Source organism: Marinobacter sp. C1S70, from assembly GCF_000475355.1.
GTDB lineage: Bacteria > Pseudomonadota > Gammaproteobacteria > Pseudomonadales > Oleiphilaceae > Marinobacter > Marinobacter nauticus.
The window spans coordinates 1-16223 of the sequence record NZ_AXBW01000041.1 but is presented as its reverse complement, the minus strand read 5'-3'; the positions used below and the strand labels follow the sequence as shown (position 1 = coordinate 16223).

Genomic DNA, 16223 nt, shown 5'->3' with positions numbered 1-16223 from the left:
CTATTCCTGATCTCCGGCCGGCACAGCTTTGGTGTCGTCTGTGTGGTCCAGACCGTTGAAGAACCGCACCTGATTCTTGCCTCTTTGTTTGGCCTGGTACATGGCGATGTCGGCTTGCCTTAGCAGTACTTCGGCATCAATATCCGGCACCTGTGGATAAAAACTGACGCCAAGGCTGGCAGAGACCTGAACGGTTCGTTCGAGCAGTTCGACCGGCTCCGACAATGCCGACAGCAGTCGGGACAGGATGGTTTTGCAGTCAGGCCCGGACGAAAGCTCCGGCAGCAATACCACAAACTCATCCCCACCCAGTCGTGCAACGGTGTCGCATTCCCTCAGGATGCCTTTCATTCGCCTGGCCAGCGTGACCAGGAGTTCGTCGCCGGTGGCATGGCCATAGGTGTCATTAACGGCCTTGAAGCCATCCAGATCCAGGAACACCACAGCCAGTACATCCCCGTGCCGTCGGGTAGAGGCGACTGCGTGCTGAAGCCGCTCCCCCAGCAGCAGCCGGTTGGGAAGGCCGGTCAGGGGATCGTAGTGGGCAATATGACGAAGCTGTTCTTCGGTCTGTTTGAGGTGGGAAATATCCGCGAACAGCGTGACATAATGCTCCACCTCTCCCTCCCGGCTGCGCACCGCCGCGATGGTCATCAGTGAGGGCAGCAACGAGCCATTCTGGCAACGTATCCAGTACTCACCACTCCATACTCCCTTGGCATCAAGCGATGCCAGCACCTGATGCCGAAAATCCCGGGAGTACTGGTCAGAGGCCAGGATATCCTCGTAATACTGCTCCAGAACGTGTTCCCGGGCGTATCCTGTCAGCGCGCTGAAGGCGGCGTTTACGTCCAGAATTCGTCCCTGTGCACTGGTCAGTACAATGCCTTCCCGGGCATGGCGAAACACACCCGCTGCCATCGACAGGCTGGCCTCCGCCCGCTTGCGTTCCGTAATGTCCTGATGGGTGCCGTACATAAGCAAGGGCTGGCCCTGGTCATCCCAGGATTGCACCTGGCCGCGGTCGAGAACCCAGACCCAGTGACCGTCCTTGTGTCGCATCCGGGCCTCACATTCGTAATAGGCCAGCTCGCCGCGGAAATGCCGCTCCAGCAGATCGGCGCTGCGCTGCAGATCATCCGGATGCGCCAGGTTCATCCAGGTGTCGATCGATACCGGCGCCAGTTCCTCCAGGGTATAGCCTGCGATCTCGGCCCAGCGATTATTAAAGACCGTTTCTCCCGTCTGGACGTTCCACGTCCAGGTTCCTGATCGGGTGCCGCTGATAATGTTTTCCAGCCGACTCCGTTCCAGTTTCAGTTGCTCGCGAGAGGCCTTGATGGCGTCCAGCATGGTGTTGATGCCATCACTCAGCACGGCCAGCTCCCGATACTGGAACGGAGGCACAGGCTGAAGCGGAATACCCTCGGCATCCTTGTTCCTGAGAGCATCATCGATGGCGACAATCGAACGGAAAACCGAGCGGTGAAGCACCGTGCCGAGTAAAGCCGACAGGGTGAGCGCAAGGGCCAGTACCGTCAGCAGTTCCTCAAGCACTACCCGCTCCAACTTTGCCACCAGCAGGTCATCGGAGGCGTAGATCCGGATTTTACCCAGTAATTCCTCGTTGCCGCCCACTATGGGCGCACTGGCTTGGTAAAACGCCTGGGCAAGCTCATTCTGAACCGGTGGTGTGCGCTCCTGGAACAATCTGTATTGGCCGTTCTGTTGTCGCAGTTGGCCATACAGGTAGTAGGGCTGGCCGAGAATCCGGCCCATCTCATAGTCTTCGAGTATCACCGCGAAGTGTTGTTTCAGGGCCATCTCGGTGGCAATCAGGCTTTCGTATTCGTGCACCGAGTAGGCTTCGATAAATGGGGCAATGCTCCGGCTCAGGCGTTCAAGAGTCTCGTGGACATCCTGTTCGATGCCCGCCGTAATCTCTGCCCGGGCGGTGCTGTAAACATAGACCGCATGCAACAGAAATACGCCCGCGATAACGGCCACTACCAGAGACGTAGTGCGGCCCAGTAACGAGGGGTAACCAGAGGTGTTTGCGGCCACTTGTTTCATCATGGTTGCGACCGGTTACCCAGAACGTTGCGCTGAATGGTCGGCAGGAGTTGCTCCAGATTACTTCGGTGTACCGGTAACACCGGCAGCCGCTGGACCTTTTCAACCGGTGCACCCGACAGGTGCCGATGCATTGCCTCCACGGCGGTTTCGCCCATCAGGAATGGCTGCTGCATCCCGGCCGCCACGAGGTCGCCAGAACGGATCATGGCCAGAAACTCGGGCTCGGCGTCAAAGCAGATCAGCAGGATCTGGCCGGTTTTGCCGGATTCCCAAATGGCATCCAGCGCGCCCCGGTATTGATTGGAGCCCTGTAACCAGATGGCTCGGAGCTGCGGATTGTCCTGAATCAGACGTCGACTGAATTCGTAGGTCTCGTGGTAGGAAAAGTCCGCTTGCTGGTAGATGCCGGCGGTGCTGACACCATGCTCCTCCAGGGCCCGCATAAAACCTTCGGTCCGGGCCTTGCCGTTGGCTCGCTTCTGGGGAATGGCGACAATCCCCACCGTCCCGTCCATCCAGCCTTTCTCGTCCAGAGCGGCAACCAGCAGTTCGCCCAGATCGTAGGCGCCCTGGTCATTGTCGGATTCGATATAGCTCACATAGTTGTCCGACTTGGCGCCAATATCTGAAATCACCACTGGAATACCGGCTTGTTCTGCAAGCTTGAGAACCGTGACGGCGGCGGAGGATTGGGTCGGGGAGAGGATGATGCCGTCAACGCCGGAGTCAATCGCGGCAACGGTCGCTTCCAGTTCTCGTCGGGACAGGTTGTCAGCGCTGTGTACCGATAACTCATAGCCCAGTTCAGTAGCCTTCTGGTGAATGCCCCGGGCCATGATGTCCCAGAACGGGATACGAATGTCGGGAACCAGATAGGCCAGCGTGCGTTCCTGAGCCGCAGCGTCGGATGCCGGGTTGAGCATCAGGATCAGAACAACGGGAAGTGCCCGGAATACCCGGACCAGAGAGTGTTTCATGCCGACATCGTATTGCTGGAAAGCGGCCTATTTTACTATGTGTAACTTGGCGACATATAGTTCTTTGGGATGATCTTTATCAAATTGTTGGTGAATACTTGCTTCCCGCAAGGTCGCTGGCAAAGGCGGAGGGCCGCCGCTGGATAACTCGCGTCGTTGACCAATTCCCGGTAAACTAGGCGCCCTGCCAGGGGTACGCCCCGCCTACACCTGAATGTGGGCCTTTCTACCACCTTCGGGCCATTACCCCGGGCACAAATATCAAGGAAGATAACGGCTTCATGCCGCATACTTCTCCGGCAGTCATCTTCAGAAGAATTGTGTAATGCCCAACACCGTAATTGCTGGCTTCACCCATAATTTTCTTGGCAAGGCACCCGTCTGGTACAAGCAGGTTATTCTGCTATTCCTGATTGCCAATCCCGTCGTGATGTACGTGCTTGGACCGGGCGTTGCAGGCTGGCTGCTGATCGGCGAGTTCATTTTTACCCTGGCAATGGCGCTGAAATGCTACCCACTGCTCCCGGGGGGCTTGCTGGCGGTGGAGGCCCTGCTGATCGGGCTGACGTCCGCGGATGCGGTGTACCATGAGGTTCTGACCAATTTCCCGGTCATCCTGCTGCTGATGTTCATGGTGGCGGGCATTTACTTCATGAAAGAGCTGCTGCTGGTGACCTTCACCCAGATTCTGGTGGGGGTGCGGTCCAAGTCGGCGTTGTCGCTGCTGTTCTGTAGCGCTGCGGCAGTGTTGTCTGCGTTTCTCGATGCCCTGACCGTCACCGCCGTCATCATCAGCGTTGCGGTAGGTTTCTTCTCGGTCTATCACAAGGTGGCATCCGGCAAGGGCTACCAGCAGAAAGACCACAACACCAACAGCGACGACGAAGTGATTGAGCTGCACCGGGAAGATCTGGAAAACTTCCGGGCCTTTCTGCGCAGTCTGCTGATGCACGGGGCGATCGGTACCGCCCTGGGTGGCGTCGCCACCATGGTGGGTGAGCCCCAGAACCTGCTGATTGCCAAGGTGGTTGGCTGGGATTTCGCCGGCTTTTTCCTGCACATGGCACCGGTGAGTATTCCGGTTTTGTTCGCCGGTCTGGCCACGTGCTGGGCGCTGGAGAAACTACGCTGGTTTGGCTATGGCGGTCGACTGCCCAAGCCGGTGCGACGGGTGTTGGAAGAGTTCGCTGACAATGAAAAGGCTCGGCGCACCAAGTCTGATCAGGCGGCGCTCTGGATTCAGGCGGTGGCCGCGGTCATTCTGGTGTTTGGTCTGGCATTCCACATCGCCGAAGTAGGATTGATTGGCCTGCTGGTGATTATCCTGATTACCTCCTTTACCGGCGTGACGGACGAACACCAGATTGGCAAGGCGTTCCAGGAATCCCTGCCCTTTACCTCATTGCTGGTGGTGTTTTTCGCCGTGGTGGCGGTGATTCACGAGCAGCACCTGTTCAAACCGATCATTGATTACGTACTGGCGCTGCCTGAAGGCCAGCAGCCGGGCATGTTCTTCATTGCCAACGGGCTGTTGTCGATGATCAGCGACAACGTGTTTGTGGCGACCGTCTACATCAGCGAAGTGAAACAGGCGCTGGACGCCGGCAGCATCAGCTACGAGCACTTCCAGACCCTGGCCGTAGCCATCAATACCGGTACCAACCTGCCGAGCGTAGCCACACCCAATGGCCAGGCGGCGTTCCTGTTCCTGCTGACCTCAGCCATTGCGCCCCTGGTGCGATTGTCCTACGGGCGCATGGTGATCATGGCGTTGCCTTACACCATCGTGATGGGGGGCGTCGGTCTGTACATGGTCACCCACGCGTTCTGAGTCATGGTTTTGCATATTTTACCGCACAGTTTTGGGTGTATCTGTTAACCTTCAGGTAAACAGATAACGAAAAGCGGTATTCATGCGCAGTTGCCAACAATCTATTTGGTGTTTGTCCCGACTGCCCCTGGCTTTTGTGGCCCTGGTCTTCATCGGGATGAGCCTGTTCCATTCACCGTTGAGCGCCTCAGAGACATCGGCTGAAGCATCCTCAACCGTTCGTGTTGCCTATGTTGAATTCCCGCCCATCAGCTATCGAAACGAGCAGGGAGAGCCCGCCGGCGAGTTTGTGGATATCACCCGCAAGGTGGCGGCAGAGGCGGGTTACCAACTGGAATTCATCTATCTGCCCGTCGCACGTACCTACCTCTATCTGACCAATGGCACCATCGATCTGTGGATGGGCATGACCGACATTCCTGCACTGAAAGACGATGTTCTGGAGAGCTGGATCAGCCCAATTCCGGTGGAACTCAGTGCCTGGTATCTGGAGGGCGCGCCACCGGTGGATCACATGGATCGCCTGCGCAACAAAACCGTGATTCTGATCGGCGGCTATACCTATGCCGGCCTCAGAGACTGGTTGACGGCCCAACCCGATATCCGAATTACCGAAGCACCGAACCATCGCTCCGGGCTCAACATGCTCAAACGTCAGCGTGGCGATTATCTGCTGGACTACCGGCAACCGGTGCAGGAAAGCCTGAGCCGGAACGAAGATAACGAGATTCGCGAATCGGAAATGCGCAGCCGCAATGGCGCCTGGCTGTTTTCCCTGGCCAATCCGCGTGCGGCCATTCTGCGTGAGGCCTTTGACGACGCTTACCTGCGCCTGGCCGAAAAGGGCGAAGTACCGCCGGTGCGACGGTTTCAGCAAACCTATGTGGTGCCGGGGTTTCCGGAGCAGTACCGGTAAATCCGGTGGTCGGAGTACTCCCGCAGTCAGTTTTGCTGGGAGGCTATTTCACAAGAGTCAGATCACCATACCAGGCCGTGGCCTGCACGCCGGTGTTGTCGGCGTCGGTCATTATGGCCACGCCCACAATGGCGGGCGGTTCTTCGCCGAAGGCCTGCCGGTAATCTGCCACCAGGTCCCGGGTAACGGTCACCCATTCGCCCACCTGCGACGGCCCCGAGTTGACGGCAATCATCATGGTTTTGTCGGTGTAGGCGTTGGCGACCATGCTCTGCTCTGGTAGCTGATTGGCCCAGATGTAGTTCAGGGCGTTGCCGGGCAGGGTCTCGCCGAACAGCACTTCCACGGTCTTGCGCTTGGCCCGTTCAAAAAAGCCGGCCTTGTCCGGCTGAAACTCAAAGGCGACGTAGATGCGGGCAGGGTAGTCATCACCGGACTTTTCGCGGGCGTTGCCGGCTTCGTAGATGTTCGACACCTTCCAGCGCCATGACAGCGTAAGCGAGTCGCCGGGCACCAGCTCAACACGGGCAATCAGCCCGGAGGCGCTCGCGTCTGCGTCGGCACGGACCACCTGCTGGCCGTCCTCCGTTTCCAGGGTGTAGCGGGTATGTGTCTCAATGTTCGGAAAGGTCAGAGGTTCCCAGCCGTCTTCCAGTGAGGCCATGGTGGAGAACCGGGTTAGCCGGTCTGTTTCTGCCCACACCGGGCTGGCGGCGAGACCGAGCGTCAGGGTACTGGCCCAAAGCAGCGAAATTCTCACATTCATTCCTCAAATCCGGTGGTCTGGAGATGGACAGGCTCTGTTGCAAAAAGTGCCTTGTCTTGGCGCATTCGGCCCTATATAGTGACCGTGTCCTTGGTTAACTACCATATATTGTGATCAAAGCTTGATCATTGAGGTAGTCGGGAATCCGGTGAGAATCCGGAACTGACGCGCAGCGGTATTGGGGAACGAGCGTGGCAAGATGACACTGGCGCAAGCCGGGAAGTCGCCACGTTAGGCAGAGCTGAAAGGTTCACGCCCCTGAGTCCGAAGACCTGCCAGGGATCAGAAGCCCCCCATGGGTTTCTGGACTGCACCTTCGCGATTCAAGGGTGAGCAGATTGGTCAGGCCTGCCCGTATTCGGGGCAAGGTGTGCCACTGCGTTCGCGAGGGTGAAACGGAACCAACGCGAATTCAGGAGAGCACCATGACAGCCACTGCCATTGCCGAACCCCCGGCCCCCGCGACCGATACCCAATCCCTGCAAGTTATCAAACGAAACGGCACCCTGGTGAGTTTCAACCCGGCCAAAATCAGTGTGGCGGTGACCAAAGCCTTCCTGGCGGTGGAAGGGGACCAGGCAGCCGGTTCCGCCCGCATCAACGACGCCGTGCACCGGGTTACCGAACAGGTAGTGCAGGCCATCAGCCGCCGCCTCAAGGCCGGTGGCAAGGTGCACATCGAAGACATCCAGGACCAGGTGGAACTGGCCCTGATGCGGGCCGAAGAGCAGAAAGTGGCCCGGGCCTACGTGCTGTACCGTGAAGAACACGCCCGCCAGCGCGCCGTGGACGAGCCGCTGGAAGCGCACCCGCATCTGACCGTGAAAAAAGCCGATGGCAGCATCGCCCCGCTGGACCTGGGCCTGATGAAGCAGCAGGTGGAACAGGCCGCCACCGGCCTGGACGGCATCAACGGCGATTCGCTGGTGGAAGACGCCCTGCGCAACCTCTACGACGGCATCGAAGAGACCGAAGTCCTGTCTGCCCTGATCATGACCGCCCGGGGCCGCATTGAACGGGAACCCGACTACAGCGCCGTAACCGCCCGCCTGCTGCTGGAACAGCTCCGGCTGGAAACAGCGGAAGCCCTGGACCTGCCCCACAGTTTTCCGCTGGCAGAGATTTATCCACAGGCCCTGAGCGCCTTTGTTCACGCCGGTATTCGCTACGAACTGCTGGACGAAGCCCTGGCGGCCTTTGACCTGGAACGCCTTGGCAACGCCCTGAAACCGGAGCGCGATCTCCAGTTCGGCTTCCTGGGCCTGCAAACCCTGTACGACCGTTACTTCCTGCACTGGAACAAGGCCCGCCTGGAACTGCCCCAGGTGTTCTTCATGCGGGTGGCCATGGGCCTGGCACTGCGTGAGGACGACCCCAACGCCCGCGCCATCGAATTCTATGAGCTGCTGTCCAGTTTCGATTACATGGCCAGCACGCCCACCCTGTTCAACAGCGGCACCCGGCATTCCCAGCTGTCGTCCTGCTACCTGACCACGGTGGGCGACGACCTGGAAGGCATTTACGGGGCCATTCGCGATAACGCCCTGCTGTCGAAATGGGCAGGTGGTCTGGGCAACGACTGGACCCCGGTGCGGGCCCTGGGTTCCCACATCAAGGGCACCAACGGCCAGAGCCAGGGCGTGGTGCCGTTCCTGAAAGTGGTCAACGACACCGCCGTGGCCGTGAACCAGGGCGGCAAGCGCAAGGGCGCGGTCTGTGCCTATCTGGAAAGCTGGCACCTGGATATCGAAGAGTTCCTGGAACTGCGCAAGAACACCGGCGATGAGCGCCGCCGTACCCACGACATGAACACCGCCAACTGGGTGCCGGATCTGCTGATCGAACGCATGCGCGAAGACCGCGACTGGACCCTGTTCTCCCCCAGCGATGTGCCAGATCTGCACGACCTGTACGGCAACGCCTTCCGCGAGCGTTACCAGCACTATGAAGCCCTGGCCGAGCAGGGCAAGATCAAGCTGTTCAAGAAAATTCCGGCCAAACAGCTGTGGCGCAAGATGCTGACCGTGCTGTTCGAGACCGGTCACCCCTGGATCACTTTCAAGGACCCGTGCAACCTGCGCTCCCCGCAGCAGCATCAGGGCGTGGTGCACAGCTCCAACCTGTGTACCGAAATCACCCTGAACACCAGCGCCGATGAGATTGCGGTGTGCAACCTGGGCTCGGTGAACCTGGCTGCCCACATCAAGGATGGCGAGCTGGACGTCACGCGCCTGGAACGCACCGTGAACACCGCCGTGCGCATGCTCGATAACGTCATCGACATTAACTTCTACGCCGTGCCGCAGGCGCGCAATTCCAACCTGAAGCATCGCCCGGTGGGCCTGGGCCTGATGGGCTTCCAGGACGCCCTGTACCAGCTGGGCCTGCCGTACTCCAGCCCGGAAGCGGTGGAATTTGCCGACGCTGCCATGGAGCAACTCAGCTACTTCGCGTTGCGTGCCTCCGCCACGCTGGCGGGTGAGCGGGGCGCCTACGACACCTACGACGGCTCGCTGTGGAGCCAGGGCATCCTGCCGATGGATTCGGTGGGCCTGCTGAAGGACAACCGCCGGGACGGCGACCTGTCGCTCAATACCAACAGCCGCCTCGACTGGACCCCGGTGCGGGAGCTGATTGCCAAAAACGGCATGCGCAACAGCAACGTGATGGCCATTGCCCCGACCGCGACCATTTCCAACATCGTGGGCGTGTCCCAGTCCATCGAACCGGCGTACCAGAACCTGTTCGTGAAATCGAACCTGTCCGGCGAGTTCACCGTGGTAAATCCCTCGCTGGTGCGTGATCTCAAGGCCGAAGGCCTGTGGGACAACGTGATGGTGAACGACCTGAAATACTTCGATGGCAGCGTGCAGCAGATCGACCGCATCCCCGCCGAGCTCAAGGCCCGCTACGCCACCGCATTCGAGATTGACCCGCGCTGGCTGGTGGAAGCGGCGGCCCGGCGCCAGAAATGGCTGGACCAGGCCCAGAGCCTGAACCTGTACATGGCCGAGCCCAGCGGCAAGAAGCTGGATGCCCTGTATCAGCTGGCCTGGGAGCGTGGCCTCAAAACCACCTACTACCTGCGCTCCCTGGGGGCCACTGGCGCCGAGAAGACCGCGCCGGTGTCGGCGCCACAGCCGCAGGTGTGCAGCATCGACAATCCCGACTGCGAAGCTTGTCAGTAACCATTTACTTATTTGGGAGGCACCCACATGCTGGACTGGGACGACGAACCAAAAGCGCAAACCACTGCCGCCGCCACCGGCGGCCCGGCGCCCGTGAATGTCGACGACAAGCGGGTGATTAACGGCGAGACCGACATCAACCAGTTGGCTCCGTTCAAGTACCCCTGGGCCTGGGAGTACTTCATGAACGCCAACAAGAACCACTGGACGCCGCTGGACGTGAACATGGCGCAGGACGTTCACGACTACCACCACCGGCTGACGCCGGCGGAAAAACACGTGTACGAGAACGTGCTGGCGTACCTGACCACCTCCGACATCCTCGCCATGCGCAATATCGGCCTGGCGGTGATGGAGAAGATGAGCGCGCCGGAACTGCAGATCTACCAGGCCCGCCAGGTGTACGAGGAAGCGCTGCACACCTGGACCTACCAGCACTGCATCGAAACCCTGAACCTGGACCAGAGCGAGATCTACAACCGCTACCGCGTGGTGCCGGAGATCAACGGCAAAATCCAGCTGGCCAACCGCCGGCTGGACGCCGCCATGCGCTCCGACATGAACCTGCGCAACCCGGACGAGCTGCAGGACTTCGTGATGTCCTACCTGTTCTTCGCCGCCGTGTTCGAAGGCTGCTGGTTCTACAACGGCTTCAGCCCCATCTTCGCCCTGCAGCGCCGGGGCCTGATGCGGGGCACGGGCGAACAGTTGCAGTACATCCTGCGGGACGAAGCCATGCACTTCTCCTTCGGCCTGAAAGTGGTGAACCAGATTCTCGAGGAAGAGAAAATCACCCTGGACCCGAAAGCGGTGCGTGAGATGTGGGACGAATCCGAAGCCGCGGAAATGGCCTACGCCAACTACGTGCTGCGGGACCCGATTCTGGGTTACTCGGCGGAATACCACAGCGAACAGTTCCGCTTTGTCGCCAACCGCCGGGCCCGCACCGTGGGCCTGGAAGAACCGTTCCCGGGGGCGAAGAACGTGTCGCCCTGGCTGGACGAGCAGGCCACCCTGCGCAAGGAGAAGAATTTCTTCGAAACCCGGGTGATTGAGTATCAGACCGGCGCGCAGCTGGAGTGGTAAGTTTCTGCTAGGCTAGTGCCATACGCACCGGCCTGGCCGATTCGCTTTGAGGCAACCACCATGACCGACCCTCGCACACCCATCTTCTGGCGCGACGCCCGCATGCCCCATGTGGAACTGCGCAAAGTCGCGGATGGGCGCGAGGTCTGTTATGCCCTGCACACGCATCGGCACTGGTCGATCGGCGCCATAACCGGCGGTGAAAGCACGTTCCTGTACCGCACCGACCAGCACCACGTGAGCGCCGGCACGCTGGTGTTGATGAACCCGGAATGGCCCCACGCCTGCAACCCCATTGATAACCAGCCCTGGGCGTATCTGATGCTGTATGTGGATACCGCCTGGCTGACCCGGCTCAGATTTGAGGCGGGCCTGCTGCCCAGCGAACACTGGCAGGACCTGGACACGGCAGTGATCACCGACCCCCGCCAGTACCAGGATTACTGCACCATAGCCGATTGCCTGCTGGACCCGGGCCGGGATCTGCTGGAAAAGCAGAGCCGGGTTGCCGAGTATCTGCTGGACCTGATGCAGAGCCTGGCGGAAGCGCCGGCCCGGGGCATTCCGCGCCCCTCGGGCACCCTGGCCGCGGTGGCTGAGTACCTGGACAGCCATTGTACCGACGAGGTATCGCTGGACGACCTGTGCCGGCTCAGTGGCTACAGCCCGGGGCATCTGGTGCGGGCGTTTCGGCAAAGCTACGGGTTAACGCCCCACGCCTACCTGATCAACCGCCGCATACAGCATGGGCAGAGCGAACTGAAACGTGGCGTGAGTATTGCCGACGCGGCCCTCAACGCCGGCTTTGCCGACCAGGCGCATTTCCAGAGAACCTTCAAACGCGTGGTGGCGGCCACCCCGAACCAGTATCGCCAGCCCTCAGTCCAGCAACAGGAACACGCAACTTCCGGCAAGTAACAGCGCCAGAACCCGGTTGAACCCGCGCAGGATTCGCGGCTGCTGCACCAGCCGGCGAAGCCCGACCCCGACATACACCCAACTGGCCAGCGACAGCCAGCAAATGGGCAGATACAGCCCCGCAAACAGCCAGAGCAGGGTGCTGTCGCCGCCCTCGGTAAACGCGCTGATACCCGCCACCGAAGCAAGCCAGGCCTTGGGGTTCAGCCATTGCATCAGGGCGCCGGTGACAAAGCCGGGGGCCGGGCGTGCCTCATCCTCACTGAGATGGCCATCAGCGGTGGCCAGTTGGTAGCTCAAGTACAGCAGGAAGGCGACGCCAGCCCAGCTCAACCAGCGCTCAAACCCGGGCGCGTGTTCCAACAGCGAATTCAGGCCCATGCCCACCGCGATAAACAGCGCGATAAAGCCAAGAGTGGCCCCGGTGACAAACACCAGGCCCTGAGATACCGGATAGCGTGTGCCACTGCTCAGGCACACCAGATTGACCGGCCCCGGCGATACCGAAGCCACCAGGGCAAAGGCCGACATCGGCAGGATAATAGACAGACTCATAGCATCAGCACTCTGTGAACCAACGGAGGCGCCCAGTGTGCACGGGGCTCTATTACCGGTATTGAACAAAATTGCGGTGGCTCGCCGCCGGGCATTTGATTTATGTTTGAAGAACCCCGTACCCACCCAGACCGGATGAGGCCAATCCCATGAAAGTGGCGGTTTTCAGCACCAAACCCTACGACGAACAGTTCCTGTCACAGGCGAACCAGGCCAGCCACCAGCATGAACTGGTGTTCCTGGAGCCACGCCTGAATGCGGCCACCGCGGCACTGGCCAAAGGCTTCGACGCGGTATGCGTGTTCGTGAACGACCTGGTGGACGCCAACGTACTGGAACAGCTGGCCGCCGGTGGCACCCGGGCCGTGGCCCTGCGTTGCGCCGGGTTCAATAACGTCGACCTGAAAGCCGCCGAACGCCTGGGCATCGCCGTGGTGCGGGTACCGGCGTATTCCCCCTATGCGGTGGCCGAACACACCGTGGCCCTGATTCTCACCCTGAACCGGCAGATCCACCGGGCCTACCACCGCATTCGTGATGGCAACTTTGCCCTCGACGGCCTGCTGGGGTTCGATCTGCGGGGCCGCACCGTGGGTGTGGTGGGCACCGGCCAGATTGGTGTGGAAGTGGTGCGCATCATGCGCGGGTTCGGCTGCCGCGTGCTGTGTTACGACCTGCACGCCAACCCGGAGGCGCAAACGCTGGGCGCGGAATATGTGAGCCTGGACGAACTGTTTCGGGAAGCCGACATTGTGACCCTGCATTGCCCGCTCACCCCGGACACCCATCACCTGATTGATGCCGCGGCCGTGGCCAAAATGAAAAAAGGCGTGATGCTGATCAACACCAGCCGGGGCGCCATGGTGGACACCGCCGCCATCATCGAAGGCCTGAAATCCGGCCAGGTGGGCTACCTGGGGCTGGATGTGTATGAGGAAGAAAGCGACCTGTTCTTCGAAGATCTCTCCAATATCGTGCTGAAAGACGACGTGTTCGCCCGTTTGCTCACATTCCCGAATGTGGTCATCACCGGCCACCAGGCGTTTTTCACCCGCAACGCCCTGGAAAGCATTGCACACACCACACTCAGCAACCTGACGGACCTGGAAACCGGCGGCGAATGCGCCAACCGGGTGCTGGCCGCCAACGGCAGCACCTGAACTGAGACAAGCCGCCCGCGCCTTCGTACAATGCCGCCATGCCCAGACCCTTCTACAGAACCGGCCCCGACCACCGCGCCGGGGCACCGGTCAGCTTTTTAGACGTGCGCCGGCGGTTCCAGTTTCGATCCGTCGAGATTGGCCGCTGGGTAACCGAGCCTGAAAAACAGCGCAGCGCTGCGCTTTTCTACGACGCTCTGTGCGACCTGATGACCATCCTCGGCGGCACAGAAAGCCTGATCTCCCTGCGCGGTACCCTGGCTTTGCAATACGGCATTGGCGGCCGCCCCGGGGTGTCTGCCCATTACACCCCCGCCACCCGCAGCTTCGCCCTGGCCAAAAACGCCGGCCCCGGCAGCATCGCCCACGAATGGTTTCATGCCTTCGACCACTACATCGGCGACAAACTGTTTTCCAACATACCCCGGGGCCAGTTCGCCTCCCGCCAATGGCTCACCTGCCAGGACGCCATCCAGCACCCGCTGAACCAGCGCCTGCAAGCCTGCTACCAGGTCATCCTGCTGGACGATACCGGCCAAAACCCCAGCCCCCTGTTCCAGAACTCCGCAATAGCCGACAAGGCCGCCGGCGTGCACTACTACAGCCAGCCAGAAGAACTCTGTGCCCGAGCCTTCGAAGCCTTTATTCAGGACGCTGCAGTGAAGAATGCCTTTCTTGTGAAAGGCACCAAAGAGAGCGAAGAAGCCCGCCTGGGGCTATATCCACAGGGCGAACAGCGCGACCGGATAAACGCCGCCTTCCGAACCTATTTCCATTCCCTGGGCCGCGCGTTGCAGCAAAAACCGGCCTAAAAACCGGAGTTATACGAACGCGTTCGCAAAACCCCGGGCAGGCTCCGGAAATTGTTGCTAACCTTCTGATAAGTTTGAAAAGGAAAAACAGGGCGGGCGGAGTTATACGCCCCCAACATGGAGCAGGGGTGGCTCGAACACGGGCGTATAACTCCGGCGGTAGCCGTGGTGGGTTCAGGTAATCTGCTGATTTTATAGGTGAAGCTGGGGTTTGAGCGGGCCGAGAGTTTTGGAGTTATACGAATGCGTGTTATACGAACGAGTTCGTATAATTAGCTGTTAAAGGCCTGGCTGTCGTGTTCTTGGGTATGGTGTTTGGCTCCGGTTTCAATGGTTGCCCGCAGGCAAAAAACAGCCCTCAGTCGGGCAACGGTTTTGGCCGGTAATCTGTTTACAGGTCGCGGGGCAATCCGTCGAATCCGCTGGGCAAATCCGGTCATACGGTGCTCTGGTTCCTGGCGCAATGGGTCGAGTTGCTGCAAGGTATCGGGAGTAGGCACTCGGAATCGTGTGCCAAAACAAAACCACGGGTAACCGGCCCTTAACCAGGCGGTCAACCGGACACCAAAAGCGTACCGCTTTTGGTTCCCTCCGCTGTCGCTCCGGTGCCGGTTACCGCTAGCGTTATGTTTTCTGAGGAAGTATGGACGATTACCTACTGACATTCGAAACTGACGAGGAAGGTGAGCAGGTCTTTGTTCATGGAGATCCAGCGGGCCTTGAGTATTTTGCAAAGCAGCTTCTCGAGATTGCTGGAAAAGCGAAAGCTGGGGATTTTCCCCATGAGCACTATTTCACCAACGAGTGGGGTGGCAACGAGTTGTCATCCGAACAGCAGTCGGAAAAAGGCAGGCTTATAAATCATGTCAAAGTATATGGTTGGCCTACGGTGGACGGTGGCAAGCCGTATTCAAAAACATAACCAATGCAGGCACGGCGACGCCCATTACATTGCGCCTTCGGCTCCATTTCATGGGCGCGCATGCTGCAGGCGTTAGAGGCAACATGGAACCAAAGCGGTTCGTAGCGGCCCTTGAAAGAGAATGCAGGGATTCAGCAGTTGAAGGATGCCTGGAAGACTTCGAGTCTCCACCGGGACGGCGACCGGATCCAACGCTTGTTCAGATCTCTAATTGGTTCAATTCATTGGCGCCCGACGACCGCGAGATGGTAGCAAGAGCAATGCGAGAGGCAGCGGACGCGACATTATTTGGGGTTTTATGTGTGCTGGACGGCGTTCGGCCGATTGAAGACGGGGCTGAGAAGTCGTGCTTCAAGCTAATAGCGGAGAAAGACAACAAGCAATCAGTAATCTGTCCAGGGACCGTGGACCTGCATGACCTCAAGCAGAGCCTCTAACAAGGCAGTCAACCGGACGCCAAAAGCATGGTGCTTTTGGTGCCCTCCGCTGCGCTTCGGCGCCGGTTACTTTCAGCGTTAAATTTGAGGGAGCCTATGCAAAACACTAGTTCGGGACTCGTCAGCACGCTGGAGTCGCTTGCCCAAGCTTTTGTTGTGGCTTCAGTGTTGTGGATACTATTTCTGCTTGTGGCTTGGCCCTTCATTGCAGTATCAAGACTTGTGTTTTACGCGGTTTCCCTTGGAGCTATCAAACCGACGTATCGACAATCCCTAGAGCATCAGGGGATCGTTGGTTTAGCGTTACTCTTTTTTGTTCCGCTTCTTTTCTATTTGCACATCGTTTACGGGGCCAGGCTCTATGGCAATCAGTCAGGCTGAATTTAACAAGTGCAGGCACGGCGACGCCCATTACATTGCGCCTTCAGCTCCATTTCATGGGCGCGCATGCTGCAAGCGTTAAGAATCTATTTAGACTATTGAAAGTAATTGGATCAAAGATATAGGAATAATTAAATCCTGAATCCGTGACTTCAACGAGCTGAACTCACGGATTCAGGATTTAATTATTCCTATATC

The 16223-nt window shown here is 59.3% G+C and carries 12 protein-coding genes and 1 riboswitch; of the genes, 8 read left to right on the top strand and 4 right to left on the bottom strand.

Annotated features, from left to right (window positions below):
• Positions 1-2076, bottom strand: a complete 2076-nt coding sequence (locus Q669_RS12990; RefSeq protein WP_022992595.1) for a sensor domain-containing diguanylate cyclase — start codon at positions 2074-2076, stop codon at positions 1-3.
• Entirely contained in the window at positions 2073-3053 is a 981-nt protein-coding gene (locus tag Q669_RS12985; RefSeq protein WP_022992594.1) for a substrate-binding domain-containing protein, read from the bottom strand. Before Q669_RS12985 ends, Q669_RS12990 begins: the two co-directional genes overlap by 4 nt.
• A 325-nt stretch (positions 3054-3378) precedes the next feature.
• Between Q669_RS12985 and nhaB the strand changes: the two genes are divergently transcribed.
• Both nhaB and Q669_RS12975 read left to right on the top strand, forming a co-directional pair.
• Positions 3379-4884: a sodium/proton antiporter NhaB gene (gene nhaB / locus Q669_RS12980; RefSeq protein ID WP_022992593.1), complete on the top strand. Its 1506-nt coding sequence runs from the start codon at positions 3379-3381 to the stop codon at positions 4882-4884.
• Positions 4885-4996: 112 nt separating this feature from the next.
• Positions 4997-5800 (top strand): substrate-binding periplasmic protein, encoded by an 804-nt coding sequence (locus Q669_RS12975; RefSeq protein ID WP_022992592.1) that lies wholly within the window; start codon positions 4997-4999, stop codon positions 5798-5800.
• Positions 5801-5843: 43 nt separating this feature from the next.
• On the opposite strand, the gene Q669_RS12970 is transcribed toward Q669_RS12975, so the two are convergent.
• Positions 5844-6566, bottom strand: coding sequence for a DUF3047 domain-containing protein (locus Q669_RS12970; protein ID WP_022992591.1), 723 nt, complete (start codon positions 6564-6566; stop codon positions 5844-5846).
• A 105-nt stretch (positions 6567-6671) separates the two neighbouring features.
• A riboswitch (cobalamin riboswitch) is annotated at positions 6672-6861 on the top strand.
• A gap of 130 nt (positions 6862-6991) precedes the next feature.
• Here Q669_RS12970 and Q669_RS12965 point away from each other — a divergent pair.
• The 3 genes from Q669_RS12965 to Q669_RS12955 are packed head-to-tail and all read left to right on the top strand — an operon-like array spanning position 6992 to position 11758.
• The gene (locus tag Q669_RS12965; RefSeq protein WP_022992590.1) at positions 6992-9754 is read left to right on the top strand and encodes a ribonucleoside-diphosphate reductase subunit alpha; all 2763 of its coding nucleotides are present in this window, start codon (positions 6992-6994) and stop codon (positions 9752-9754) included.
• A 27-nt stretch (positions 9755-9781) separates the two neighbouring features.
• Positions 9782-10840: a ribonucleotide-diphosphate reductase subunit beta gene (locus Q669_RS19545; protein WP_011787257.1), complete on the top strand. Its 1059-nt coding sequence runs from the start codon at positions 9782-9784 to the stop codon at positions 10838-10840.
• 60 nt (positions 10841-10900) lie between these two features.
• Positions 10901-11758, top strand: a complete 858-nt coding sequence (locus Q669_RS12955; RefSeq protein ID WP_031211699.1) for a helix-turn-helix transcriptional regulator — start codon at positions 10901-10903, stop codon at positions 11756-11758.
• Here the strand turns inward: Q669_RS12955 and Q669_RS12950 are convergent.
• Positions 11720-12313 carry a LysE family translocator gene (locus tag Q669_RS12950; protein WP_022992588.1) on the bottom strand — a complete coding sequence of 198 codons (594 nt, stop codon included), beginning with the start codon at positions 12311-12313 and terminating at the stop codon, positions 11720-11722. The genes Q669_RS12955 and Q669_RS12950 overlap by 39 nt on opposite strands.
• A 149-nt stretch (positions 12314-12462) precedes the next feature.
• Between Q669_RS12950 and Q669_RS12945 the strand changes: the two genes are divergently transcribed.
• The 3 genes from Q669_RS12945 to Q669_RS12935 all read left to right on the top strand — a co-directional run bounded on the left by Q669_RS12945 (position 12463) and on the right by Q669_RS12935 (position 15207).
• Complete coding sequence (locus tag Q669_RS12945; RefSeq protein ID WP_022992587.1) at positions 12463-13473, top strand: 2-hydroxyacid dehydrogenase; 1011 nt, start codon at positions 12463-12465, stop codon at positions 13471-13473.
• Between the two features lie 38 nt (positions 13474-13511).
• Entirely contained in the window at positions 13512-14285 is a 774-nt protein-coding gene (locus tag Q669_RS12940; RefSeq protein ID WP_022992586.1) for a CLCA_X family protein, read from the top strand.
• Positions 14286-14928: 643 nt separating this feature from the next.
• Positions 14929-15207 (top strand): Imm32 family immunity protein, encoded by a 279-nt coding sequence (locus Q669_RS12935; protein ID WP_014421853.1) that lies wholly within the window; start codon positions 14929-14931, stop codon positions 15205-15207.
• Positions 15208-16223 lie beyond the last annotated feature (1016 nt).

Excerpts from the sequence above, each read along its gene's own strand:
- Q669_RS12990 (WP_022992595.1), bottom strand. The coding sequence starts at position 2,076 with ATGATGAAACAAGTGGCCGCAAACACCTCTGGTTACCCCTCGTTACTG.
- Q669_RS12985 (WP_022992594.1), bottom strand. The coding sequence starts at position 3,053 with ATGAAACACTCTCTGGTCCGGGTATTCCGGGCACTTCCCGTTGTTCTG.
- nhaB (WP_022992593.1), top strand. The coding sequence starts at position 3,379 with ATGCCCAACACCGTAATTGCTGGCTTCACCCATAATTTTCTTGGCAAG.
- Q669_RS12970 (WP_022992591.1), bottom strand. The coding sequence starts at position 6,566 with ATGAATGTGAGAATTTCGCTGCTTTGGGCCAGTACCCTGACGCTCGGT.
- Q669_RS12965 (WP_022992590.1), top strand. The coding sequence starts at position 6,992 with ATGACAGCCACTGCCATTGCCGAACCCCCGGCCCCCGCGACCGATACC.
- Q669_RS19545 (WP_011787257.1), top strand. The coding sequence starts at position 9,782 with ATGCTGGACTGGGACGACGAACCAAAAGCGCAAACCACTGCCGCCGCC.
- Q669_RS12955 (WP_031211699.1), top strand. The coding sequence starts at position 10,901 with ATGACCGACCCTCGCACACCCATCTTCTGGCGCGACGCCCGCATGCCC.
- Q669_RS12950 (WP_022992588.1), bottom strand. The coding sequence starts at position 12,313 with ATGAGTCTGTCTATTATCCTGCCGATGTCGGCCTTTGCCCTGGTGGCT.
- Q669_RS12945 (WP_022992587.1), top strand. The coding sequence starts at position 12,463 with ATGAAAGTGGCGGTTTTCAGCACCAAACCCTACGACGAACAGTTCCTG.
- Q669_RS12940 (WP_022992586.1), top strand. The coding sequence starts at position 13,512 with ATGCCCAGACCCTTCTACAGAACCGGCCCCGACCACCGCGCCGGGGCA.
- Q669_RS12935 (WP_014421853.1), top strand. The coding sequence starts at position 14,929 with ATGGACGATTACCTACTGACATTCGAAACTGACGAGGAAGGTGAGCAG.